Origin of the sequence: Solwaraspora sp. WMMA2080, from assembly GCF_027497395.1 — a bacterium.
Lineage (GTDB): Bacteria > Actinomycetota > Actinomycetes > Mycobacteriales > Micromonosporaceae > Micromonospora_E.
In genome coordinates this window covers 4,565,272-4,589,089 of record NZ_CP114910.1, presented here as the reverse complement: position 1 = coordinate 4,589,089, position 23,818 = coordinate 4,565,272, and the positions used below count along the sequence as shown (strand labels likewise).

General features: G+C 70.9%; 21 protein-coding genes and 1 pseudogene. 11 read left to right on the top strand and 11 right to left on the bottom strand.

What is annotated here, in order from left to right; all coding sequences use genetic code 11:
• Positions 1–199: 199 nt before the first annotated feature.
• Positions 200–1,624: pseudogene (locus tag O7543_RS20765) on the top strand (glycosyltransferase 87 family protein); the annotation flags it as partial.
• Positions 1,625–1,736: 112 nt separating this feature from the next.
• Here the strand turns inward: O7543_RS20765 and O7543_RS20760 are convergent.
• The 4 genes from O7543_RS20760 to moaC all read right to left on the bottom strand — a co-directional run bounded on the left by O7543_RS20760 (position 1,737) and on the right by moaC (position 4,477).
• A complete protein-coding gene (locus O7543_RS20760; RefSeq protein ID WP_281555765.1) occupies positions 1,737–2,144 on the bottom strand; it encodes a molybdenum cofactor biosynthesis protein MoaE in 408 nt (135 codons plus the stop codon).
• Between the two features lie 26 nt (positions 2,145–2,170).
• The gene (locus O7543_RS20755) at positions 2,171–3,433 is read right to left on the bottom strand and encodes a molybdopterin molybdotransferase MoeA (protein ID WP_281552312.1); all 1,263 of its coding nucleotides are present in this window, start codon (positions 3,431–3,433) and stop codon (positions 2,171–2,173) included.
• 73 nt (positions 3,434–3,506) lie between these two features.
• Entirely contained in the window at positions 3,507–4,013 is a 507-nt protein-coding gene (locus O7543_RS20750) for a MogA/MoaB family molybdenum cofactor biosynthesis protein (protein WP_281555766.1), read from the bottom strand.
• Positions 3,986–4,477, bottom strand: coding sequence for a cyclic pyranopterin monophosphate synthase MoaC (moaC, locus tag O7543_RS20745; RefSeq protein ID WP_281552313.1), 492 nt, complete (start codon positions 4,475–4,477; stop codon positions 3,986–3,988). The genes O7543_RS20750 and moaC overlap by 28 nt, the downstream gene beginning before the upstream one ends.
• Positions 4,478–4,960: 483 nt before the next feature.
• Between moaC and O7543_RS20740 the strand changes: the two genes are divergently transcribed.
• The 6 genes from O7543_RS20740 (at position 4,961) to O7543_RS20715 (ending at position 10,903) form a co-directional block, all read left to right on the top strand.
• Positions 4,961–7,495 carry a bifunctional diguanylate cyclase/phosphodiesterase gene (locus tag O7543_RS20740; protein ID WP_281552314.1) on the top strand — a complete coding sequence of 845 codons (2,535 nt, stop codon included), beginning with the start codon at positions 4,961–4,963 and terminating at the stop codon, positions 7,493–7,495.
• A gap of 112 nt (positions 7,496–7,607) precedes the next feature.
• Entirely contained in the window at positions 7,608–8,957 is a 1,350-nt protein-coding gene (locus tag O7543_RS20735) for a glycosyltransferase 87 family protein (protein ID WP_281555767.1), read from the top strand.
• Complete coding sequence (locus O7543_RS20730; RefSeq protein WP_281555768.1) at positions 8,957–9,379, top strand: CrcB family protein; 423 nt, start codon at positions 8,957–8,959, stop codon at positions 9,377–9,379. Before O7543_RS20735 ends, O7543_RS20730 begins: the two co-directional genes overlap by 1 nt.
• 28 nt (positions 9,380–9,407) lie before the next feature.
• Positions 9,408–9,779, top strand: a complete 372-nt coding sequence (locus O7543_RS20725; RefSeq protein ID WP_281552315.1) for a CrcB family protein — start codon at positions 9,408–9,410, stop codon at positions 9,777–9,779.
• Positions 9,780–9,876: 97 nt separating this feature from the next.
• Positions 9,877–10,509, top strand: a complete 633-nt coding sequence (locus tag O7543_RS20720; RefSeq protein ID WP_281552316.1) for a phosphoribosyltransferase family protein — start codon at positions 9,877–9,879, stop codon at positions 10,507–10,509.
• A 25-nt stretch (positions 10,510–10,534) separates the two neighbouring features.
• The gene (locus O7543_RS20715; protein ID WP_281552317.1) at positions 10,535–10,903 is read left to right on the top strand and encodes a zf-TFIIB domain-containing protein; all 369 of its coding nucleotides are present in this window, start codon (positions 10,535–10,537) and stop codon (positions 10,901–10,903) included.
• 83 nt (positions 10,904–10,986) lie between these two features.
• On the opposite strand, the gene dnaB is transcribed toward O7543_RS20715, so the two are convergent.
• Positions 10,987–13,329, bottom strand: coding sequence for a replicative DNA helicase (gene dnaB / locus O7543_RS20710; RefSeq protein ID WP_281552318.1), 2,343 nt, complete (start codon positions 13,327–13,329; stop codon positions 10,987–10,989).
• A gap of 430 nt (positions 13,330–13,759) precedes the next feature.
• On the opposite strand from dnaB, the gene O7543_RS20705 reads away from it, so the two are divergent.
• Positions 13,760–15,715: a hypothetical protein gene (locus O7543_RS20705; RefSeq protein ID WP_281552319.1), complete on the top strand. Its 1,956-nt coding sequence runs from the start codon at positions 13,760–13,762 to the stop codon at positions 15,713–15,715.
• 80 nt (positions 15,716–15,795) lie between these two features.
• The gene (locus O7543_RS20700) at positions 15,796–17,058 is read left to right on the top strand and encodes a hypothetical protein (protein WP_281552320.1); all 1,263 of its coding nucleotides are present in this window, start codon (positions 15,796–15,798) and stop codon (positions 17,056–17,058) included.
• 71 nt (positions 17,059–17,129) lie between these two features.
• Here O7543_RS20700 and rplI read toward each other — a convergent pair whose 3' ends face one another.
• From rplI to O7543_RS20675, 5 genes are all read right to left on the bottom strand, one after another.
• Complete coding sequence (rplI, locus tag O7543_RS20695) at positions 17,130–17,579, bottom strand: 50S ribosomal protein L9 (protein WP_281552321.1); 450 nt, start codon at positions 17,577–17,579, stop codon at positions 17,130–17,132.
• 14 nt (positions 17,580–17,593) lie between these two features.
• Positions 17,594–17,833, bottom strand: coding sequence for a 30S ribosomal protein S18 (rpsR, locus tag O7543_RS20690; RefSeq protein WP_091551811.1), 240 nt, complete (start codon positions 17,831–17,833; stop codon positions 17,594–17,596).
• A 43-nt stretch (positions 17,834–17,876) separates the two neighbouring features.
• Complete coding sequence (locus O7543_RS20685; protein ID WP_281552322.1) at positions 17,877–18,410, bottom strand: single-stranded DNA-binding protein; 534 nt, start codon at positions 18,408–18,410, stop codon at positions 17,877–17,879.
• 82 nt (positions 18,411–18,492) lie between these two features.
• Positions 18,493–18,783 (bottom strand): 30S ribosomal protein S6, encoded by a 291-nt coding sequence (rpsF, locus tag O7543_RS20680; RefSeq protein WP_123606670.1) that lies wholly within the window; start codon positions 18,781–18,783, stop codon positions 18,493–18,495.
• Between the two features lie 242 nt (positions 18,784–19,025).
• The gene (locus O7543_RS20675; RefSeq protein WP_281552323.1) at positions 19,026–19,283 is read right to left on the bottom strand and encodes a hypothetical protein; all 258 of its coding nucleotides are present in this window, start codon (positions 19,281–19,283) and stop codon (positions 19,026–19,028) included.
• A 154-nt stretch (positions 19,284–19,437) separates the two neighbouring features.
• Here O7543_RS20675 and O7543_RS20670 point away from each other — a divergent pair, with 154 nt between their 5' ends.
• Positions 19,438–20,229, top strand: a complete 792-nt coding sequence (locus O7543_RS20670) for a deoxyribonuclease IV (RefSeq protein ID WP_281552324.1) — start codon at positions 19,438–19,440, stop codon at positions 20,227–20,229.
• Entirely contained in the window at positions 20,226–22,238 is a 2,013-nt protein-coding gene (locus tag O7543_RS20665) for a procyclic acidic repetitive family protein (RefSeq protein ID WP_281552325.1), read from the top strand. The genes O7543_RS20670 and O7543_RS20665 overlap by 4 nt, the downstream gene beginning before the upstream one ends.
• Here the strand turns inward: O7543_RS20665 and O7543_RS20660 are convergent.
• Positions 22,173–23,801 (bottom strand): glycosyltransferase 87 family protein, encoded by a 1,629-nt coding sequence (locus O7543_RS20660; protein WP_281552326.1) that lies wholly within the window; start codon positions 23,799–23,801, stop codon positions 22,173–22,175. The two genes, O7543_RS20665 and O7543_RS20660, sit on opposite strands and share 66 nt — an antisense overlap.
• Positions 23,802–23,818 lie beyond the last annotated feature (17 nt).

Genomic DNA, 23,818 nt, shown 5'->3' with positions numbered 1-23,818 from the left:
GACTTCAGCGCGTAGTTGGGCACCGAAAACCACGAAACAGATAGAACACAGCACACAGCGTTAACAAGGTGGAAATATCGCGAACTAGTGTGGGATCGGACACGGTAGGGTAACGCGCCCGCCTCCGGACGCCGATGCGTTCTAGGCTCGGACCGGCACTGGGGCAACTCTGCACTCAACGACCGGGGGTGGGTAGATCATGGTGGCGGACGTCCGTTCCCGGGTCCGTCGTCTCGCTCCGCTGGGTCGGCGTCGTCTCGCACCGCTGCGCCGTCTGGTACGTGACGTCGAGCGCGGCACGCTCGTGCGCATCGGCCTCGTCGCGCTGACCTGCTACGCCGCCTGGTATGCGATCGGCATGTTCGGCCGACCGTACAACTTCTTCGACATGCGCATCTACCACGGCGCGATCATGTGGTGGGCCAACGGCGGCGACCTGTACGCATTCATCGCGCCGGAAACCACCCTGGGCTTCACCTACCCGCCATTCGCCGGCCTCACCATGCTGCCGATGGCGGTTGTTCCGATGATCACCGCCGGCTGGCTCAACATCGCATTCGGTATCGCCGCCCTCACCATCGTGCTGGCGGTGCTGCTCAGCCCGATCGCGGACCGCTGCGGTTGGCCGCGCTGGTTCACCGTCGGTCTCGCGGTGCCCCTCGCGGTGGCCATCGAACCGTCCCGGGAAACCCTCGGCTACGGGCAGGTGAACCTGCTGCTGTTCGGCCTGATCATCGCCGACCTGGTCGCGTTGCGCTGGCGCGCCGCGCCCACGTCGCACCGGCTGGCCACCGGCGGCCCACTGCGCCGGATCTTCTTCAGCGGCATCTGGGCCGGCGCCGGCATCGGTCTGGCCAGCTCGATCAAGCTGACCCCCGCCCTGTTCATCGTCTACCTGCTGATCACCAGGCAGTGGCGGGCGGCCGCCACCGCGATCGGCACCGCCGCCGCGGTCACCGTCGGCGCGATGATCGTCGCCGCCGACGAGTCAGCCACCTACTTCACTTCGGTGCTGTGGGACACCGGCCGGGTCGGGGTGTCGGACATGACCCCGAACCAGTCGCTGGCCGGTCTGCTGGCCCGGCTCTACGACTCGATGGAGACCCCCGGCCTGCTCTGGATCTCTTTCGCCCTGCTGTTGCTGGCACTCGGGCTGTCCCGGGCCGCCCACGCCCACGCCGACGGCGACGAGTTGACCGCGTTCACCCTGATCGGCCTCACCGCCAACGTGATCAGCCCGATCAGCTGGTCGCACCACCTGGTCTTCGTGATCCCGGCGATCATCGTGCTGGCCGACGCGGCGCTGCGGCGACGCAGCGCCAGCAAGGGGCTGATCTCGCGGCGTACCTACCCGCCCACTGGCGCCGGTATCAGCGGCGTGGCCGGCCTGCGGACCCCGATCTGGTTCCCCGCTCTCACCGGGATGCGGCACGCCACCGCCGCGATCGCGCTCTACCTGCTCTTCCTGGTGTCACCGATCTGGCCGTACGAGCACCAGTTGCCACAGGTCTCGCACTACCACGACGGTCTGTTCGGCGTACTGATGGAAAACTCGCTCGCCCTGGCACTGATCACGCTCGTCGCGGCACTGCCGTGGCGGCCGGGAGCCGAACCGGCGTTCTACACCGACCCGCGACCGCAGATCCGGCACCGCCAGCCGGCCGGTCCGACCGGCACCGGGCTTGCCGATGCCCGGACCGGCACCAGGCAGTCCGATGCCCGGACCTCCGGTCAGGTCAGGGACAGTTGACCCATTCCTCGGTGCCGTCGGCGAAAATCTGCCGCTTCCAGATCGGCAGCCGGGCCTTCGCCTCGTCGACGAGCCGGGCGCAGGCGGCGAAGGCCGCCGCCCGGTGCGCGGTGCTGACCGCCGCCACCAGGGCCACGTCGCCGACGGCAAGCGGCCCCAGCCGGTGTGACACGGCGACGGCGTGCACCGCCGGATCGGCGGCCACCTCGTCGGCGACCTCCCGCAGCACGTCCTCGGCGCTGGGATGGCCCTCGTACTCCAGGCTGAGCACCGACCGGCCGTGGTCGTGGTCGCGGACCACGCCCTGAAAGGAGACCACCGCGCCGGCCCGTGAGTCGGCGACCGCCGCCGCGTGGGCGGCCAGGTCGAGCGGTTGCGAGGTCACTGACACCAGAACAAAAGGTCGGGTGGTTGGAACGGTCACGGCAGACGCTCCCCGGGCAGCAGTGGCAACGGTACGACGGGCACATCGTCGTCGGGGCGGCCGCTGCCGCCCGGCGGGATCACCGCGAAGCCGGCGGCGGCGGCCAGCCCGCGCAGCATCGCCGACCCGACGTGCCGCAACGGGTACGCGGTACCGGTCACCGGATCGACCCGTACCAGGGCAAGGTGGGTGAAGTCGCCACGGCCCGGTACCGCCGCCCCCAGCCGGTACCGGGTCAGCGTCGGCAGCGGCCTGCCCTGCAGTCCGGCGAGCAGCGGCGCGACCAGTGACGCCAGGGCGACGATCGCGGACTGCGGGTTGCCGGGCAGCCCAGCGACGAACCGGTCCCGCCCGTCGGCACCAGTCACCCGGGCGACCAGCATCGGGAACCCCGGTCGGACCGCGACCGTGTTGACCACGTACTCGGCACCGAGTTCGGCCAGCGCCGGATGCAGGTGGTCCACCGGGCCGTGCATGGTGCCGCCCGTGGTGCAGACCAGATCGGCGCCGGCCAGCGCCGACCGCAGCCCGTCGACGTGCGCGGCGAGGGTGTCGGCGACCGGCCCGGTCACCGCCTCGGCAGGCAGTTCGCAGCCGTACCTGCGCAGCCATCCGGGCACCGCCGGGCCGAGCGCGTCGCGCACCCGACCGGCGCCGGGCGGCCCGGTGGTCAGCAGTTCGTCGCCGAACACCAGCAGGCCGGCCCGGATTCGCTGATACACCGGCAGATCGTCGTAGCCGCAGGAGGCGGCGAGGCCGATCACCCCGGGGTCGACCGGCGTACCGGCCGGCAGCAGCTCCTCGGCGGCCGACGCCTCTTCGCCGGGCGAGCGCCACTCCGGCTGCGGCCGCGGCTCGCCGCGTACCAGTCCGGTGTCGTCGCGCGTCGACTCCTCGACCCGCAGCACGCTGGTGGCCCCGGCAGGGACCATCGCGCCGGTGGCGATCTGCACCGCGGTGCCGTCGTCGGACAGTTCCGGCGGCACTCCGCCGGCCAGCACCCGGCCCACCACCCGCCACGGGGCGCCGCCGCGTACCGCCCAGCCGTCGACGCTGGCAGTGCGGAAGGCCGGCAGGTCGGTCAGGGTGGTCAGCGGCCCGGCGAGGGTGGTCCCGTCGGCCTGCGGCAACGGCAGCCGGACCGGCGGGCGGCGGGCGGCCCGGCCGGCGGCGTGCACCAGGGCGCGGGCCTGCCCCCAGTCGACAGGTGGATGCCCGGCGGCCGGGGCGGCCGGGGCGGTCGTCGGTTCGGCGCTCACCGGCCGAGCCTATCCGCCGGCCGGCCACGGCCGGGGGTGCCGGTGGCGTCGACCGGGCCGGGGTGCGGTGGCGTCAACTGCGGGGGTGGTCGCCGCCGGCCAACTGGTCGAGTGCGTGGCGCAGGATCGGCCCGAGCACGGCCAGGCCGTCGCGGGCACCGCCGGTGGAGCCGGGCAGGTTGACGATCAACGTACGACCGGCAACCCCGGCGATGCCCCGGGACAGCGCTGCCGTCGGCACCGCCGACCGGCTGACCGCCCGGATCGCCTCGGCGATCCCCGGGATCTCGTAGTCGAGCACCGAGCGGGTCGCCTCCGGGGTGCGGTCGGTAGGGGTGATTCCGGTGCCGCCGCTGGTCACGACCAGATGGACCCCGTCGGCGACCGCCCGGCGCAGCGCCTGCGTCACCGGTTCGCCGTCGGCGACGACCAACGGTTCGTCGACCTGGCAGCCGAGGTCACGCAGGCCAGCGACCAGCAGCGGACCGCTGGTGTCGGAGTAGACGCCGGCGGCGGCGCGGTTGGAGGCGACCACCACCCGGGCATGCGGGCTCACGACCGGCCCGCCGGGCGGTGCCAGTCGCCGGTCTTGCCGCCCTCCTTGGAAAGCACCCGGACGTCGTCCAGCACGGCGGCCGGGTCGACTGCCTTGATCATGTCGATCAGGGTCAGCCCGGCGGTGGCGACCGAGGTGAGGGCCTCCATCTCGACCCCGGTCCGGTCGGCGGTCCGCACCGTCGCGGTGATCTCGATGGAGTCCGCGGTCAGCGCCAGGTCGACGACCACACCGTGCAGCGCGATCGGATGGCACAGCGGGATCAGGTCGGGGGTGCGCTTGGCACCCATGATGCCGGCGATCCGGGCGACGGCCAGCGCGTCGCCCTTGGGTAGGCCGTCGCGGCGCAGCAGTTCGATGACCTCGCCGGTGGTACGCAGTCGTCCCGCTGCCACGGCACGGCGGACGCTCGGCGGCTTGGCGGTGACGTCCACCATCCGCGCGGCGCCTGTCTCATCGACATGGGTCAGGTTCGGTACCTCGGTCACCTGAACGAGCCTATCGAGCAAACCAGTCGGCCCTGGCTCGACCGCCACGGTTGGCGGCAGAGTTGGCATCGGGCCGGTGGTACCGGCGACCTGCCGGCCCGGATGTCACCTCCCAACTTCTCCACCGAGCCGCACTTCCGGATTACCTTCGCGGATACCTACCACAGCTCTCAAATCGTGCATGCCTAAGGAATCCATAAGGTTATGAGCGAACCTGTTCGAGTGCATTCCGTCGGCGATCAATAACCAACGGTGACAAACTCCCGCCATCTTCACTAATCATGCGCATATGGACATTTATCCGTATGCAAGTGCCATATCGCAACTCTATGGTTCTCCTGTCAGCAAGAGCCGGCAGCAACAACTGCCCAATCGAGTGGAGGGGAAGACCATGCGCAGCAACGAATGGTACTGATACTGTCGTCTACCGATGACGAGCAGTAGTTCTGCGGGACACGCAGCGCAACAAGATCAGGAACGGGTGTGACCCGCATAGTTCGACGCGACAACGAGACCGATCGGCAGCTGGTGCTGCTCGTCGGTCTCGTCGCCGTTTGTGCGGTGGCCGTCGGCGCCTCGTCGCTCTACCTTGTCGCCGGGTCACTGGTCAGCACTCCCGACGAATTGGCGCTCGTCGCCGCCCTGATCTTCCTCGCCGCGGTCGGGGTCACCGTAAAATGGTTCGTCCGTATCCGGTCGACGGCCCACGCCATCGCCTGGAGCGAAGTCGCCATCCTGGTCGGACTCGCGGTGGCACCCGCCACCCTGGTGGTGCTCTGCACCGGCCTCGGTGTCGGCCTCGCGATGATCGTGCAACGGATAGCCCGGATCAAGGCGATCTTCGCCGTCGCGAAGAACATGCTCGTCGCCGCCGCCGCTGGTGCCGGCCTGCACACGCTGAACTGGGATCCGGAGCTGGCGATCTACAGCGCGGCGTTCTTCGGGCCACTCGTCACCGCATATGTAGTGGCGGTCGTGCTCGACGAGGTGCTCACCATCCCGGTCATCGCCCGCGCCACCGGAACCGGGCTCTGTGCCATCTTCCGGCACAACCTCGGACTCCGGGTCTCCAGCGCGGTGATCCGGTTCCCGTTGATCGTCGCCATCCTGCTGATCCTCAAGGCGGACCAGTGGCTGCTGGTGACGATCCCACCGGTCGTGCTCTGCATCCACCTTGCCTACGCCGGACATGCCAGGGCCCGCGACGACCAGCAGGCCTGGCAGCGGCTCGCCCGGGCCACCGATGCGCTCAACGTCGTCGACCTCGACGCGGTGCTGTCCATCGCTGTGGTGCAGGCCGCCGACCTGTTCTCCACCGACCGGGTCGAGGTCGAACTCAACGAACCTGCCCGGCTGGTCCAGGGCAACAGCGACGGTGTGCAGTACGACGGCCCCACCGGCAGCGCCCCCACCCCGCACATGCGGACCGTGATCGCCGTACCGCTCGCCGGTCCGGGCAGCACCCTCAGTGTCGGCACCCTGCGGCTCTGCCTGACCGGCCCGGTCAAGTTCTCCGACCGGGAGCACTACACGCTGCGTACCTTCGCGTCCGCGCTGTGCACGGCGGTCCGCAACGCCTCGCTCTACCAGCAGTTGAACCAGGTCGCCGAACGGCACGCCCGCGAGGCCGCACAGGACGAACTCACCGGGCTGGCGAACCGGCGCCGGTTGATGGAGCACGGCGTCGAACTGCTCGGCAGCCGGCGCACCAGCGGGATCACCGCGCTGCTCCTCGTCGACCTCAACCACTTCAAGGAGATCAACGACACGCTCGGCCACGGCGCCGGCGACAAGGTGCTGATCCAGGTCGCCCGGCGACTGTCCGCGAACGTGCAGCCCGGTGACCTGGTCGCCCGGCTCGGCGGCGACGAATTCGCCGTACTGCTGACCACACTGCCGGCTCCCGCGATCGCCGCGCACCGGGCGGACGCGCTACTCGCCGCGATCTGCGAACCGATGGAACTCGACGGCATGCGGATGAACGTCGAGGCCAGTGGCGGCATCGCCGTCGCACCGGGCAGCGGCGGAATGGCCGAACTGCTGCGCCGCGCCGACGTGGCGATGTACCAGGCGAAGCGGTCCGGCGGCCGGACCGCCGTCTACGCCCGCAGCCGGGACACCGCCGACGTCGGTCGGCTGGCGCTCGGCGGAGACCTGCGTCGGGTGGTCGCCCAGCACGAGTTCAACGTCGACTTCCAACCGATCGTCGACCTCGGCACCGGGGAGGTGATCGCCGCCGAGGCGCTCGCCCGCTGGCAGCACCCCGACCGGGGGCGTCTCGACCCGAAACGCTTCCTGGAGACCGTCGAACGCTCCGGTCTGCTCCCCGCCTTCGCCGACGCGGTCCTGGAGCAGTCCCTGATCGCCGCCGCCACCTGGCACGAAGCCGGCTTCGCGCTGCCGGTCGCGGTCAACCTGTCCCCGCGCAGCCTGCTCGACCGGCGGTTCCCCGGTGCCGTACTGGCCCGGTTGCAGGCCCACGACGTCCCGCCCGACCGGCTCATCCTGGAGCTCACCGAGACCCTCACCCTCAGCCAGCTCGAAGTGGTCGACCAGGTGCTCGGCCAACTCCGCGACGCCGGAGTACGGCTCGCCCTGGACGAGTTCGGCACCGGCTACTCGTCGCTGTCCATGCTGTCCCGGGTGCCGGTGCACGAGCTCAAGATCGCGCGTTCGTTCGTAATGAGCATGGAGACCTCCTCCGAGGCGGTCGCCGTCGTCCGGTCGACCGTCGACCTCGGCCGCAGCCTCGGCCTGGCCGTCGTCGCCGAGGGTGTGGAGAGCGAGCCACAGCGTCGCGCGCTGTGGACGATCGGCTGCACCGCCGGTCAGGGACATCTGTTCGCCCGACCGATGCCGGCCCACCGGCTGCTCACCGCGCTGCAGTGCGGTTCCGGCGGCCGCCCCGGCAACCTGGCCAGTCCACTGCACGACGAAGGCGCCGTGATCCGGATCGGCCAGACCCGCCGGGCCGGCCAACGGCACCGGAACGAGAAGGTACCGCACCTGCCAGCCTGACCGTTCTGTCAGACTTGCCGGCGTGACCGTCACGGCGGCCGGATCCGCAGCTCGCCAGCGCCGCCCGGCTGGCCCGGCCCGGCGGTGGCGGGCTGCCGCCGCCCGCCGCTGGCTGCAACTGGACCGGGGCGCCGGTGGCCTCGTCGGCGACCTGACGCTCTATCTGCTCTCCGCAGCCTTCGCGGCAGTCACGGCGGTCGCCTCCACTCTCGCCCCACACCGAGCCTGGGGGGCCGTCGCCGTTGTCGGATACGCGGCCGCCGCCCTCGTCGTGGTCGGCCAACTCGCCGTCCGACGCACGGCCCGCCAGCGGCTGACCGGCGGCGGCACCGGCGATTGGCAGCCCACCGGCAGGGCCACCCGGACGTGGCTGACCGGCGGCGCCGCCCGCGCGTGGCTGACCGGAGTCACCTGGGCGGCGGTGGTCGCGGTGCCCCTGGTCATGCAGGCCGAGCAGCGGGCCGATGGACGCACCGACCGGGCCCAGGAAGAGGTGGTTGTGGTCGACGACGGCGGCGCCTCCCGGCTACTCGCCGACGGCAGCCCGTACCTGTCCGAACAGCAGATCGCGGCGCTGCCGGCGGACGAACGGCTGCTCGGCTACCTGCCGTACCAGCCCGGGATGGCGATCTTCGGGCTGCCCCGGGCGCTGGCCGGCACCGGTTGGTGGACCGACGCCCGGATCTGGTTCGCCGTCGCCACCGTCGCCGCCCTGGCCGCGGCCCTCGCCCTGGCGCGCCGCCGTGCCGGCCCGGCCGGCGATCGGGTACTCGTGCGCGCCGCTCAGCTCAGCACCGTACTGCCGATCGCCGCGCTGGCCATGAGCACCGGCGGCGACGACCTGCCGGTGCTGGCCCTCGCCCTGCTCGCCCTGGTGCTCTGCACCGGCGGCCGGTACGCGGCGGCGGGGACGGCCATCGGCGCGGCGGCCGCGCTCAAGCTGTTCGCCTGGCCGATCCTGCTGGTGCTGCTCTGCCACGCCGCCACCCGCGATCGACGGGCCGTGGGGCGGGTCGCGGCTGGCGGGATCACCCTGCCGCTGCTCGCCCTGGTGCCGGTGGCGGTGGTCGACCACGCCGCGCTGATCCACAACGTGCTCGGCTTCCCACTCGGTGCCGGCATGGTCTCCAGTCCGGCTGCCTCGCCGCTGCCCGGCATGCTGATCTCCACCTGGATGCCCGGCGGGCGGATCGTCGCTGGCGGGTTGCTGCTGGCCGTCGGGCTGGCCATCGCGGTACGGCTGGTCCGCCGGCCGCCGCGAACCGCCGCTGCGGCGGCCCTGATCTGCGGCCTCGGCCTGCTGGCCGCGACGCTGCTGCTGCCGTCGACCCGGTTCGGCTACCTGCTCTACCCGGTCGCCCTGTTCAGCTGGGTCCCCGTGCTCCGGGTCGCCGAGGTGCAGGCGCAGGCATTCGCGCCGGACCGTGACGAGCCGTTGCCGCCGTACGGGCCAGGCCGGTGATGCCCCGGGGATCGACGGCACCGCTGGTCCTCGCCGCGGTAGCAGTCGGCGGCGCGGTCGGGGCGGCCGCCCGCTTCGGCATCGCCGCCGGCTGGCCGGGCCCGGTCGAAGCCGGACCGCCCTGGCCGACCCTGGTCACCAACCTCGTCGGATGCGCGTTGATCGGTGTCCTGATGCGGGTGGTCACCGCCGTGCCCCGGCCGCACCGGCTGCTCCGGCCGTTCCTCGGTGCCGGCGTACTCGGCGGCTTCACCACGTTCTCGGTCCAGACCCTGGAGGTCGCCGACCTGCTCGCCGCCGGACGGCCCTGGCTGGCCGGCGGCTACACGCTCGGCACCCTGGTGGGCGCGCTGGGCGCGGTCTGGCTCGGCGGCGCGGCGGCCCGGCCGCTCGCCGACCGGCTCGCGCGGCGGGTCCGGTGACCTGCCCCGACCGCTCGGAAGGTACGGGATGAGTCTGCTCCTGGTGATGTGCGGCGGGGCGGTCGGCGCGCTGGTTCGCTACCTCACCGACCGGGTCGTGGTGGGACTCGGCCGGCCCAGCTTCTGGGGCACCTTCCTGGTCAACCTGGCCGGGGCCGCGCTGATCGGCCTGCTCGCCGGAGCCGGACTGGCCGGGGGCGGCTGGCCGGCCCGGCTGCTCGCCACCGGCCTCTGCGGCGCGCTGACCACCTACTCGACCTTCGCCTACGAGGTGGTCCAGCTGGCCGGCGGCTCCGGCCGGGAGCGTTGGACGGCCGCCGGCTACGCCACCGGAACCCTGCTGGCCGGATTCGCCGCGCTACTGGTCGGCCGCCTGGCCGGCGACATCCTGGCCGGGTGACGGCGACCGTCGGTGTGGAAAGGGTGACGCCGACCGTCGGTGTGGAATCCGCCGACCGCGCGGCGGGCGGGCGGGAAACGGCGTACACCTTGAAGACATGGAGATGGAGTACCGGGACCGCCGCGACGCAGGGGAGCAGCTGACCGGGCAGCTGGCGCAGCTGCGGGGACGACCGGACGTTGTCGCCCTCGGGCTGTTGCGGGGCGGGGCACCGGTCGCGGCGGTGATCGCCGACCAGCTCGACGTGGCGTACGACGTGCTGGTCATCCGCAAACTCGGCCTGCCGTCGGCGGCCGAGGTCGCCTTCGGCGCGATCGGGCCGGGCGGGGTGCGGGTGCTGAACCCGGAGATCGCCGACCAGCTCGACCCGGGACAGATCGCCCGGATAACCGCCGAGGAGACCATTGAGTTGCGCCGCCGCGAGCAGCTGTTCCGGGGCGACCGGCCGCCGCTGGACCTACATGGCCGGACCGCCGTCCTGGTTGACGACGGGTTGGCCACCGGCGCGTCGGCCCGGGCGGCGGTCGCGGTGAGTCGAAGCCTCGGTACGGACCGGGTGGTGCTGGCGGTGCCGGTCGGCTCGGCCGAGGCGATCGCCACGCTCCAAGCCGTGGTCGACGAGGTCGTCTGCCCCCTGCGACCGACGGACTTTCGCGCCGTCGGTCGTTACTACCAGGATTTCCACCAGGTGTCCGACGACGAGATCGCCGCGTTGCCAGTCGGCAGGTGAGGATCGGAGCCGGTACCGTCGAGTCATGCAGATGAACTGTCCCAAGTGTCACGGCGCCATGCGGCAGTACGAGCGCAGTGGGATCACCGTCGACCAGTGCACCGAGTGTCGCGGCATCTTCCTGGACCGGGGCGAGCTGGAGCGACTGCTGGACGCGGAGGCAGCCTGGAACGGTGGTGCCGGCGGCCAGCAGCCGGGTCAGCCACCCCGCCCGGCACCGAGTCCGGCCGGCGGTTATCCGCCGCCTCCGCCGCCACCGCCGGTGCACCATCAGCCCGGCTACCCGCCGCCGGCCCCGGCCTACCCGCCGGCTCCCGCGTACGGGCACCACGGCTACCACGGACACTACCGGCACAAGCGGCAGAAGAGCTTTCTCAACCAGCTCTTTGACTGAGCCTGTTCCCCGGCGGTCCGGAACTGCGCTGGTCCGGGCCGCCGCACGGCCGGCAGCGCGGCGGCCGTCCCGGGCAAGGTGGCTCAGATCGCCATGTCGACGAACCGGGAGAGGTGCAGCTGGGCGGCGACAGTCACCGTGTCGGTCGGCCCGTTACGGTGCTTGGCGACAATGAAGTCCGCCTCGCCCGCCCGAGGCGACTCCTTGTCGTAGTAGTCATCTCGGTGCAACAGAATGACCACGTCCGCGTCCTGCTCGATCGACCCCGACTCACGCAAATCAGACAATTGCGGCCGCTTGTCGGTACGCTGCTCCGGGCCACGGTTCAACTGACTGACCGCGATCACCGGGCACTCGACCTCCTTGGCCAGCAGTTTGAGCCCACGGGACAGATCCGCGACCTCCTGCTGACGGCTCTCGGTGCGTTTCGGTGAGGTCATCAGCTGCAGGTAGTCGACGACGATCATTTTCAGGTCGTGCCGCTGCCGAAGCCGCCGCGCCTTGGCCCTGATCTCCATCAGGTTCATGTTGGGCGTGTCGTCGACGAAGAGCGGCGCCTCACTGATCTCGCCCATCCGACGAGCCAGCTTCGTCCAGTCGTCGTCGGAGAGCTGGCCGGAGCGCAGGACATGCAACGGCACCTTCGCCTCGGCGGAGAGCAGCCGCATGACGATCTCCACCTTGCTCATCTCCAGCGAGAAGATCGCGCTGGCGTGGCCGGCCCGGATCGCCGCGTTGCGGGCGAAGTCCATCGATGCGGTCGAGTTGTGCGTCGGGATCATCGTCCGGCCGGCGAGATAAAGATGGTCAGGGTTGTCCACGGTGACGCAGCGCACCGGCACGCTGCGGACCGGTCGGATCGAGGTGACCCGTCGCTGCTGGTCGTCATGAGTGTGGATGGTCACCGTGTAGACGCTGGACGGCGAGGTCATCCGGCCCTGGACGGTGCCTGCCGACACGGTGCAGTGCAGACCGAGGCTCGCCACCAACTCGCGTACCGTCTCAACCATCAGACGCGAAGTGGTCCGGTACTCGTCCAGCCCGCCGGGGTTGCGGGTGCCGGCGGTGTCCAACAGGCCGGTCAGCAGCGCCCGCCGCTGCCGCTCGGAACTGCGCAGGTACGCGTCGGGGATTCGCCGGTCGGCCTGGCGGTGGTCGGCAGCCGGGTCACCACCGGCAAGATCGACCCCCAACTGGTACGGCGGCACCGGCAGGTCGTCGCGGTCGGGCAGCGCCAAGGCGTGGCAGTTCGTGACGGTGACCTCGGGGCGCTCCGCTGGTGACCGGTCGAGCAGGTCCAGGATCTCTTCGGTGGTCAGTACCTGGGTGGACCGTGCAGGTGCGGACTGGGCCGGTCGTGGCCCGGACCGGCCGGCCGACGCCAGAGCGGCCGAGACCGGCACCGGGGTGACAGCAGCCAGCGCCGCGCCGGCCGCTACCGGTACCGGCACGGCGGGCCGATGCGTCACCTGCCAGAGGTGGTCACCGTCGGCGACGATCACCGAGCCGTCGGAGAACTCGACCTGGTAGGACCGCCCGCCGAGCAGGACGGCAGAGGTGCCGACGACCGTGGTGGGTCGACCGGTGGCGTCGAGTAGTCGGTCACCGACCACGACCTCACCCATGGTGGTCCAGCCGGTCGGGGTGGGCAGCGGGGTGTCCAGCGCCAACGCCTTGCCGAGGCCGGGTCGGCCGGCGACGATGATCAACTGTCCGGGGTGCAGCCCGTTGAGCAACCGGTCCAGGTCAGTGAACCCGGTGGGCACCCCGGTCATCATGCCGGCCTGGGCACCTACCGCCTCGATCTCGTCGAGGGTCGGCTGCAGCATGTCGGCCAGGACCGCGAAGTCCTCGCTGACCCGCCGTTCCGTGACGTCGTATACCGCCTGCTGAGCGAGATCGACGACGTCGTCGATGTCCCGGCCACCGCCGGCGGCCGAACCGTACCCGAGCTGCACGATCTTGGTGCCGGCCTCGACGATGCGGCGCAGCACCGCGCGCTCGGCCACGATCCTGGCGTAGTAGGAGGCGTTGGCCGCAGTCGGCACGCTTGCGATCAGGGTGTGCAGATACGGCGCACCACCGATCCGGCCGAGGTCACCCGAGTTGGCGAGCGCGGCGGAGACGGTGATCGCGTCCGCCGGCTCGCCTCGCCCGTACAGGTCCAGCACCGCGTCGAAGACCGTGGCGTGGATCGGGCGGTAGAAGTCATGCGGTTTGAGGATCTCCACGACGTCGGCGATGGCGTCCTTGGAGAGCAGCATTCCGCCGAGGACACACTGTTCGGCGGCGACATCCTGGGGCGGCGTGCGGTCGAAGGGCTCACCGCCGGTGGGCGGACCGGGTGGCTTAACCGGTGGGCCGGGCGGGCCGGTCGGGCGGGCCGGTGGCCGGGGCTCGGTCTGCAGGTCGTCCGTGATGGACATCCGGGCGCCCCCCTTCACTACATCACTGCCGCGAGTCAACTGCGCGGGTACGACATCGTCTGCTCGTGCGTCGTCGACGACCTGCGGTCGGCCCACCAGGGACCGGGCGACCGGGGGGCGTCGCATCGGCGTGGGAGGGCTCCGGGAAACGATACGGACTTGCGGCGGCATGCCCAAACACGGCGGTGGATGAACCTCTGGACAAGCTGTGGACAGGATGGCGCAGGCTGTGCACAACCTTGTGCACAGCCTGTGGAAAACTCGCCGCCAAGCCGGCGATAAGCCCTCTGAGCTGGGACTTCTCGATCCACAGCCGGTGGACAATAATCTGCACCGGGCTGCCCGCCGGGCTACCGGCTACTATCGGGCGGGAACTGATTCGCCGGCCCAGCCGATCACGGCTCGATAGCGAAGGGGCGAGGCTCCGGCGGTGGACTACCGGGAGTGGGAGTACGGCGACCGCCCTCCACGCGAGCGGCGGTCGGCTGCCCGGTGGCCCGACGACACCGATACCGACCCGGTCACACGCTCTCGTCGACCGCAGCGCTACGACCCGACCGAGGATGACGAGGCACCACGCGGCCGGCGCCGCTACGAGGACCGACGCGGCCGCTACGAGGACCGACGCGACAGTGCGCGGCACCAGGCCGACCGGGGCAGCCCGGCTACGGACCGGTGGGCGCTGCCCGCCGGCCCGACCCCGCCAACAGGTGAGCCGGTCCATCGGGATCCGCCGGCTGGCCACGCCGGGCGGCACCGCGACGAATCGTGGCAGATTCCTGAGCAGCCGGTACGGGGCCGTCGGTCCCGTGACCGTCCGGCGCTGCCAGCGGCCGGGCCCGAGATCGACGCCCACGACTGGGACCGGCCTCGGCGGGCACCGGGCCGGCGCCGCGCGGCCGAGGACCCGATCTCCGGCAGCCCGGTGTCCGGCGATTCGGCGGGCTGGCGGCGTGAGCCGCCCGATAGTCGTTCCGGTCCGGTGTCGGGCGCAGGTCCGCTCGACCCGGACGGTCCAGCCACCGCGCCGCCCGCGACCTGGTCGAGCGCGCCAGCTCGATGGTCGACGCCGCCGAGTGATCCAGGTGACCCTGGTGACCGGGAGGGTTACGGCGGCCGCAGTCGCCGATCGTCTCGTCGTAGCGGCCAGCCGTCCGACGCTGACCGGCCCGGTCGCCGACGGCGCGACCGCGACGACATCCGGCGTCGCCTCGACGACGACCACGCTGCGCAGTGGCTACGCGACGACGAGCCCGCCAGCAGATGGTCCAGCGCGACGGACCACACCAGCGAATGGTCCCGGGATGCCGACCACACCAGCGAATGGTCCCGGGGTGCCGACCACACCAGCGAATGGTCCCGGGATGCCGACCACACCAGCGAATGGTCCCGGGGTGCCGAGCGCACCGGCGGGTGGCCTCGAGGTGCCGAGCGCACCGGCGGGTGGCCGCGAGAGGCGGACCAGGCCGGGCGATGGGACCGGCCGGCCCGCCGCGAGATCGAACCGCCCCGGCGGGAGTTCACCGACGAGACCGGCACCTGGCCGCGGGCCGCGTCCTCGCCGCGGGCGATCGGCGCGGGCCCGGCGCAGCCGCCCACCCGTCGGGCCCGGGAGTTGGGCCGCGGGGCGTACCGCCCGGAACCGGTCGACAGCTGGCGCGAGATCGGCGACCAGACCGATCAGTGGCACCGGGGCGACGACCCGGAGAGCTGGCCGGCCGGTAGCCGCACCGGGGCGCGCAAGAGACGCGCGGCCGAGGTCGGCGACGTCGCCGACGTCGCCGACGTCCTTCCGCCGGTCGATCCGTGGCCGCAGGTCGAGCCGGGCCGGGAAGGCACCTTCTGGTCGGGGACCCGGCTGGCCGCAGACGACCCCAGGTGGGTGGAGACGCCGGCTTCGGCACCCCGGTCACCGATCGCCCTGCCGAGCGCGCCCCGCTCCCGGGTGCTGCCCGAGCAACGACCACGGCCGCGGTACGAGCCCCCGTCGCAGCGGCGGTTGACGTACCGGATCGACGACGAACTGATCGACGCCGACCAGGGCGGCTATCTGTCCTCGCTGCTGTACACGGCTGCCTGGTACGCCCTGCCGGTGGTGGCGTTTCTGATCTGGAGCCTCACCCTGGACGGCACCCCGGCGACCAACGACTGCGTTCTCGGGGTGGACGGCGACTGCCTCTCCGCTCGGGCACAGGCGATCAACTCGCTACTGGCCGCTGCTCCGGCCTTCGCGTACGCGTTGATGATCTCGCTGGTCCTGGCGGTGACGATCAGGTGGGTCAGCGGCACGTGGCGCGCCTCGAGTGTCGGCCTGGCGGCGGCGGTGATCGGCGGCGGCATGTCGACCGTACTCGCCAGCGCTATCACCGGCCAACCGATCGGCTGACGCCGGATCTACCGGGCGGGTCCCGGATCCCCGACTGTTCGCGCTGGTCGTCGCGGGTGCCGTGCTCCTAGGATCGACCGGTGTTCAGCCGCAGCCAGAGGATCAACCTGACCGTGACCGGGCCACTGCTCGCCGTACTGGCGACGGTGCTGGTGACCGGGTGCGGCGCGGCCGGCGACGACGCTGCGGTCGATGACGGCCCTACTGCCAGCGGGGCGCCGTCCGAGGCGTCGTCCGGTACCGCCGTGCCGGCCGCTACCCCGTCGGATGGCACGCCACCACCGTCCGGCGCGGCGGGGCTGGGTGCGGCACCGATGCCGTCGAAGGCTCCCGACCGGCCGCCGGTGGCCGGTCCGGCAGCCGGCAACCCCGACGGACGAGCTCAGGTGCCGGCGCGGGCCCGCGCGGTGGACACCAGCCGGCCGACCCGCACGATCGGCGACGGTACGTCGGCCAGCTGCACCTCCCAGGCGGTCGTCGAAGCGGTCGCGGCCGGCGGAATCATCACCTTCGCCTGCGGGCCTAAGCCGGTGGTGATCACGATGGACCGGACGGCGAAGGTCCGCAACGCGGCCAGTCGGCAGGTGGTGCTGGACGGCGGCGGGCTGGTCACCCTCAGCGGCGGCGGACAACGACGAATTCTGTACATGAACACCTGCGACGAGGCGCAGGGCTGGACGACCTCGCACTGCAACGATCAGGACCATCCCGAACTGGTCGTGCAGAACCTGACCTTCGCCGACGGCGATTCCACCGGTGAGCAGGTCGACGGTGGTGGCGGCGGCGCAATCTTCGTCCGGGGCGGCCAGTTCCGGGTGGTCAACTCCCGGTTCGTCGGTAACCGCTGCGACCCGACCGGACCGGACCTCGGGGGCGCGGCGATCCGGGTGCTGGACCAGTGGCAGGACCAGCCGGTGTACGTGGTGCAGAGCACCTTCGGCGGGGCGCCCGGCGACGGCGGGGTGTGTGCCAACGGCGGAGCGTTGAGCAGCATCGGTGTCTCGTGGACCGTGCTGAACAGTGTGCTGACGCACAACTCGGCGACCGGCAACGGTGCGAATCCAGCCAAGCCCGGCACCCCGGGCGGCGGTAGTGGCGGGGCGATCTACGCCGACGGCAACCGGTTCACCGTCTCCATCGCCGGCACCGTCATCGCCGACAACGAGGCGCGGGAAGGTGGCGGGGCCATCTTCTTTGTCAGCAACGACCGGTCCGGCACGCTCGAACTGACAGATTCAGTGCTGCGCCGCAACACCAGTCACGGTTTCGCCACCGCCGGCTACCCGGGCATCTTCTACCTCGGGTCTGGGGATCCGGTCGTCGTCTCCAGCACTTTGCGCTGAACATGGTTCAGGGGCCACACCGTCTGGTGTGACCCCTGAGCCGGATGTCTCGCGCGCTGTGCCTGCCGGAGCTACCGGGCCTGCAGCACGCTGAGGTCGAACTTGGCGGTGACGTCCGGGTGCAGCTTGACTTTCACCGGGTAGGTGCCGACCGACTTGATGTGGCCGGGCAGTTCCAGCCGCCGCCGGTCCAGGACCGGACCACCAGCGGTACGGACGGCGTCGACGACCTCGGCCGGGGTGACCGAGCCGAACAGTCGACCGCCTTCGCCGGCCCGGGCGGTCAGGGTGACCTTCAGGCTCTCCAGTTGACCTCTGACCTCGTTGGCGTGCCCGAGGTCGCGGATCTCCCGGGCGGAACGGGCCCGCTTGATCGAGGTGACCTGCTTCTCGGCACCCTTGGTCCAGGAGATCGCGAACCCTTGGGGGAGCAGGTAGTTACGGCCGTAGCCGTTCTTCACCTCGACGATGTCCCCGGGGGAGCCGAGCCCAGACACCTCCTGCGTGAGGATGATCTTCATATCGGTGCCTCCGCTCAGCGGGCCGTCGTGGTGTACGGCAGGAGCGCCATCTCGCGGGCGTTCTTGACCGCACGGGCGATCTGCCGCTGCTGCTGGGAGGTCACTCCGGTCACCCGCCGGGCACGGATCTTGCCCCGGTCGGAGATGAACTTGCGCAGCAGCGCGGTGTCCTTGTAGTCGATGTAGGTGATCCCGTCCTTGTCGAGCGGGTTCACCTTCTTCTTCGGCTTGCGAAGTGCCGCAGCCTTGGCCATTGCTCGTGCTCCTGGTTTGCGATCGCGGGCGTTGGAAGCCATATCAGAATGGAGGTTCCTCGTCGAAGTTCCCGCCGCCCGAACGGGCGGACGAGGCGGCCGGCGCGGCCGTGGCCCATGGGTCGTCGAAGCCGCCGCCCTGGTTGCCACCGCCGCCAGAGCCGCCAGAGCCGCCGAAGCCGCCACCGCCGGAGCGGGACATCTTCTGCACCTTCGCGGTGGCGTACCGCAGCGACGGGCCGATCTCGTCGACTTCCAACTCGATGACGGTCCGCTTCTCGCCCTCACGGGTCTCGTACGACCGCTGCCGCAGCCGACCCGAGACGATCACCCGGGCACCCCGCTGGAGCGACTCGGCGACGTGCTCCGCCGCCTGGCGCCACACCGTGCAGGAAAGGAAGAGCGGCTCGCCGTCCTTCCACTCGCCGGAGGCGCGATCCATGTACCGGGGGGTCGAGGCCACCCGGAACTTGGCGACCGCTGCTCCCGACGGAGTAAAGCGCAACTCAGGGTCATCGGTCAGGTTGCCGATGACCGTAATGGTGGTATCTCCTGCCATGACCATCTCCTCGCGCACTCGGTCGACGTCCTCGTCACCAGGCTGCCAGAGCCGTGTGACAGGACCGACGAAGGCTGTCGGGCGGACCGGTGGGACGCGGTCAGCGCGTCTCCGGCCGAATGACCTTGGTGCGCAGCACCGACTCGTTGAGTCGCAACTGGCGGTCGAGCTCGGCGACAGCATCCGGGGTGGCCTGCAGATCGATGACCGCGTAGATGCCTTCCGCCTTCTTGTTGATCTCAAAGGAGAGGCGACGGCGGCCCCAGACGTCGAGCTTCTCGACCGAGCCTCCGGCGGTGCGGATCACGTTGAGGTACGTGTCGAGCGAGGGCGCGACCGTACGCTCTTCAAGGCTGGAATCGAGGATGACCATGATCTCGTAATGACGCAAGACGTACTCACCTCCTGTGGGCTGACGGCCACGGTCCTTCCGTGGCAGGAGGTCCAGCGTCGTGACGCCGACGACCAGTCAGGCAACTGACGTCGACGTAACCGGACAAGAATAGCCGGCTGAGCGTACGAGCCGCGGGGCGCCCCCTGTCCGCATTCTTTGGGTGGGACCTGGGGAGGAACGACCACACCGACGAGGTTGGACGTGAGGCGCCCCGCGGAGCCTGTGCAGTTGTGCGCTGGTCAGGGCAGGTGCTTGAACCTCTGCCCGTGTTGCACAACTATAACCCTTATTGCCGCTACAGACACGCCTATCACGGCAATTAGCGCAAGGAGCGCCAATAGTCCGATTGGATGATCTTGTCCGGTCAGACCGGCGAGCCAGGAGGCCGCCACACCGTGCGCGAGCGACAGTTCTATCGGCACGTACTCTCCCAGCACGAACGTCGGTGCCGGTCCCAGCACGAAGACGTCGGTGCCGGCGCCGACCGGCGGAGACACCGGGCCGGTTCTCTACCCGGAGCAACGACCGCGGGTGGCGGCGGTGACGCGACCGGCTCGCCGGACGGGCCGGCCCCTGTCCACCGGTACGAACCGGTGGTCGGCGCGAGCCGCCGGTGCCCGGATCGTCAGGCTTGCCACGTAGGCTCGGCCCATGCGTATCGGAGCCCACGTCGACCCCAGCGACCCGCTCACCGCAGCCGCCGACCGCCGGGCAGACGCGGTCCAGTTCTTCCTCTCCGACCCGCAGGGCTGGAAGGCCCCGCAGCCGCGCACCGACGCGGATCAGCTGGCCAGCTCGGACGTGGACCGGTACGTGCATGCTCCGTACGTGATCAACGTCGCCACCTCGAACAACCGGATCCGGATTCCGAGTCGCAAGCTCCTGCTGAGCCATGCCACCGGTGCCCGCCAGGTGGGGGCGAAGGGTCTGATCGTGCACGGCGGCCACGTCAGCCGGGGCGACGACGCGGCGGTGGGTTTCGACAACTGGCGCAAGACGTTCGCCTATGCGCGGGACCAGGGCGGCTTTCCGGTTCCGGTACTGATCGAGAACACCGCAGGCGGCGAGAACGCCTGCGCCCGACGGTTCGACGCGCTGGCCCGACTGTGGGACACGATCGGCGAGTTCGGTCCGGGTTTCTGCCTGGACACCTGCCACGCCCACGCCGCAGGTGAGGATCTGCTCGGCATCGTCGACCGGATCAAGGCGATCACCGGCCGGATCGACCTGATCCACGCCAACGGGTCCAAGGACGCCTTCGACAGCAGCCGGGACCGCCATGAGAACCTCCAGGCCGGCATGATCGACCCGGAACTGATCGTCGCGGTGATCCGATCCGCCGACGCGCCGGTCATCGTCGAGACTCCGGGTGGCACCGACGGCCAGGCGGCGGACATCGCCTTCCTGCGTGATCGGCTGGGGCAGCAGGACACGACCCGATGACCGGCAAGCGAGCAGCCGCCGACGGCGACCAGGCCAGCACGGCCGACCCGGTCCGCCCCGACCCGGCATCGACCAACGGCACCGAACAACAGCTCGACGAAACGACAGCGGGCCGGCCGGAGGCCGAGCCGACCGACGACCCGCCGGAAACCAAGCCTGAGCCGACCGACGACCCGCCGGAAACCAAGCCTGAGCCGACCGACGACCCGCCGGAAACCAAGCCTGAGCCGCCTGCCGATCCGTTCACTGCGTTCGGTCCCGCGCCGCAACGCCCGCCGGGTCGGCTGGTGCGGGCCCGGCGGGCCGTCGTCCGGGTACTGATCCACGAATGGAGCCTGGCCACCGTCGCGGCGCTCGTCGTCGCGGTGGCGATGACCTGGCCCACGCTGCGCTACCCGCTCTACACGATCCCGCAGGACACCTGGGATCCGACCTTGCAGGCCTGGCAGATGGCCTGGTCCGGGCACATCCTGCTGACCGACCCCACCCAGCTGTGGCAGTCGAACACCTTCTACCCGCAGTCGTGGAGCTTCGCCTTCTCCGACACCCTGCTCGGCTACGCGCCCGCCGGCATGATCGGAGAAGGGCCGGTAGCGGCGGTCCTGCGCTACAACATCATCTTCGTGCTGGCCCACGCGCTGGCGGCGCTCGGCGCGTACGCGCTGATCCGCCAGCTCGGCACCGGGCGGACCGCGGCAGCCGTCGGTGCGGCCGGCTACGCGTACGCGCCGTGGCTGCTGTCCCAGGCCGGGCACCTGCACATCGTCTCCAACGGTGGCATCCCGTTGGCGCTGGCCATGCTGGCCCGGGGGCACGGCTGGTCACTGCGGTACGGCTACCGACCGCAGCGGCGCAGCGTCAGCTGGGCGCTGGCCGGCTGGCTCACCGCGGCCTGGCAGGTGAGCCTCGGATTCGGTATCGGACTGCCGTTCATCTACATCCTGGCGGTCATCTGCCTGGTCTCACTGGCCATGTACCTGGTCCGGCGTACCTGGTTCTGGCCGCAGCGGAAGCCGTTCGGAGCCGTACTGCTGCTCACCGACCTGGCCGGCGGCGCGCTGTTCACCGCCGTCGGGGTGCTGCTGGCGATCCCGTACTTCCGGGTCGCCGAGCTGCACCCGAACGCCGCCCGGACCATGGACGACCTGGCCGCGTACTCGCCGCCGGTGTCCGGGTTCTTCACCGCGCCGGCGGAGTCGCTGATCTGGGGCGACCGGCACGCCGACGCCCGCGCGGCACTGCCCTGGCATCCGGAGATGACCCTGCTGCCCGGCTTCGTGCTGTACGCGCTGGCGCTCGCCGGGCTGGTGCTGTCCATCTGGACGTGGCGGCAACGGTTGTTGCTGCTCGCCGGGGTGCTGCTCACCGGGATCCTGGCGATGGGCAGCAGCTTCTTCGACGGCACCTACAGCTACGGTCTGCTCTTCGAGTACGTACCCGGCTGGGACGGGATTCGCACACCGGGCCGGATGATGTTGTGGACCACGCTGCTGCTGGCGATCCTCGCTGCCGGCGCGGTGGCGGCGTTCGTCGGCCGAGTCGACGACATCGCCCGGCAACGGGTTACCGAACGGCCCGGCGCGCTGCTGCGGCTGGCTACCCTGCTGCCCCTGCTGCTGGTCCTGGTAGAGGGGCTGAACGTCACCCCGCACCCGGAGGTGCCCGAGCAGCCGCAGATCATGCGGGTCGACGACGGTCCGATCCTGGTGCTGCCCAGCAGCCAGAATCTCGACCAGCACGTGATGCTCTGGTCGACGACCCGGTTCCAGCCGGTGGTGAACGGCGGCAGCGGCTTCACTCCGGACCAGTTGGCCGAGGTACGGGAGGTCACCCGGACGTTCCCCGACCGGTCCAGCATCGGGTACCTGCGGGAGCTGGGCGTACGCACCGTGGTGCTCCGGCGTGACCAGGTGCTTGGCACGCCGTGGCAGACCACCGTCGACCTACCGGTTGACGGGCTCGGCATCGACCGGGTCGACATCGGCGACACCGTCGTCTACCGGCTGTGATTCTCCGGCTGCCGACCGGGGTTCGCGTTCGTCGTTGAACCAGCGGCGGACCCTGGGCACCCAGCCGGCGTCCGGCGCGCCGTCGAAGACGCCACCGTCCGGGTCGTCGGAGTAGTTGCGGCGCACGACGTCCTGCTCCGGCTGGAGGATGTCGCGGATCACGAACACGCACAGCGCCACCACCGTGCCGAGCCGCAGCGTGGCGGCCAGCACGAAGACCCCTTCCGGAATGACCTGGCTGCCGGTCGCGGTGCCGAGCAACTGCCCGTAGAAGGCGAGGAAGTAGCCGACCTCGGCGGCCTGCCAGGCGAGGAAGGCACCCCAGCGCGGCCGGGCCAGCACGATCAGCGGCAACAGCCACAAGGTGAACTGCTGTGACCAGACCTTGCTGAAGATGAGGAACGCCGCGACCACCAGGAAGGCCAACGCGGCCAGCCGGGGCCGGCGCGGCGCGAACACTCCCAACGCGCCGATGCCGAGGCAGGCCAGACCGAACAGGACGTACGACAGGGTGTTCAACGTCGGAATGTGGTCGCTGAGCCACTGGAACGGGCCCTGGTCGCCGGGCGTGCCACCGGCCCACTTGCCGTCCAGGTAACGTCCGATGTACCAGAGCGTTCCCCAGTCGATCGGCCGTTCGGAGTTGAGTTCGAAGAACCGCCGCCACCCGTCGTGGGCGAAGAGGTAGACCGGCAGGTTGACCGCGACCAGGGTGCCGACCGCCGCGACGATCGCGGTGGCGGTGGCCCGGATCCGGGCCGACCGCAGGCCGAGGACGAGGATCGGTCCGAGCAGGAACAGCGGCCACATCTTGGCGGCGCCGCCGATGCCGAGCAGTACGCCAGCGAGCAGTGGGCGTTGCCGCACCCAGGCGAACAGGCCGAACATCGCGAACCCGATCGGCAGCATGTCCCAGTTGACGGTGGCGGTCAGCACCAGCGCAGGGGCGAGGGCGAACATCGCGGCGTCCCACGGCCGGCGGCGGCGCAGGGCGAGGATCGCCGCCACGGCGGCCACCCCCAGCGCGCAGAGCACCAGGGCGTTGGCGTTGTAAAACCACATCGCCTGGTTGAGCTCGGGCCGGTCCGCGCCGAGCGCGTGCACCGGCAGCCCGAGTACGCCCATGAAGTAGCCGGTCACCACCGGGTACTCGACGGGGTGGTCGAAGTAGGGGATCTTGCCTTCGTTGAGCCCTTCGGCGTAGTAGAGGGCGAGCACGTCGGTGTAGCAGAACCGGGTGTACTGGACGTTGTCCTGCCAGGCACCGTCCATGCAGGGCGACTTCTGCACCCAGTGCGCGGCGAGACTGAGGCAGATCAGTGCGAGCACGATCCGGGCGGCGGTCCAGAACCGGCCGGGCCGACCGGCGGCACGGTCCTGCCCGGCGGCGTGCCGGCCCAGCGGACCACCGATCGCTTCAGAGAGGCCGCGGACGAACCGGTCAGCGCGCGACGGGTGGTCGACTGGCGGCCGCTCGACCGTCTCGCCCTCGGCTGCGGTGGCCGGTCCGGGTTGCTCGGCCCGCTCAACTCCATCGATACCGTTCGGCGAGTGCACGCTCATGAACAGGCATCCTGCCG

What these genes read in the sequence shown, in the direction of transcription:
- O7543_RS20670 (WP_281552324.1), top strand. Translation starts at nt 19,438, where the DNA reads ATGCGTATCGGAGCCCACGTCGACCCCAGCGACCCGCTCACCGCAGCC.
- dnaB (WP_281552318.1), bottom strand. Translation starts at nt 13,329, where the DNA reads ATGTCCATCACGGACGACCTGCAGACCGAGCCCCGGCCACCGGCCCGC.
- O7543_RS20660 (WP_281552326.1), bottom strand. Translation starts at nt 23,801, where the DNA reads ATGAGCGTGCACTCGCCGAACGGTATCGATGGAGTTGAGCGGGCCGAG.
- O7543_RS20665 (WP_281552325.1), top strand. Translation starts at nt 20,226, where the DNA reads ATGACCGGCAAGCGAGCAGCCGCCGACGGCGACCAGGCCAGCACGGCC.
- O7543_RS20725 (WP_281552315.1), top strand. Translation starts at nt 9,408, where the DNA reads ATGAGTCTGCTCCTGGTGATGTGCGGCGGGGCGGTCGGCGCGCTGGTT.
- O7543_RS20715 (WP_281552317.1), top strand. Translation starts at nt 10,535, where the DNA reads ATGCAGATGAACTGTCCCAAGTGTCACGGCGCCATGCGGCAGTACGAG.
- O7543_RS20720 (WP_281552316.1), top strand. Translation starts at nt 9,877, where the DNA reads ATGGAGATGGAGTACCGGGACCGCCGCGACGCAGGGGAGCAGCTGACC.
- O7543_RS20730 (WP_281555768.1), top strand. Translation starts at nt 8,957, where the DNA reads ATGCCCCGGGGATCGACGGCACCGCTGGTCCTCGCCGCGGTAGCAGTC.
- rplI (WP_281552321.1), bottom strand. Translation starts at nt 17,579, where the DNA reads ATGAAGATCATCCTCACGCAGGAGGTGTCTGGGCTCGGCTCCCCCGGG.
- rpsR (WP_091551811.1), bottom strand. Translation starts at nt 17,833, where the DNA reads ATGGCCAAGGCTGCGGCACTTCGCAAGCCGAAGAAGAAGGTGAACCCG.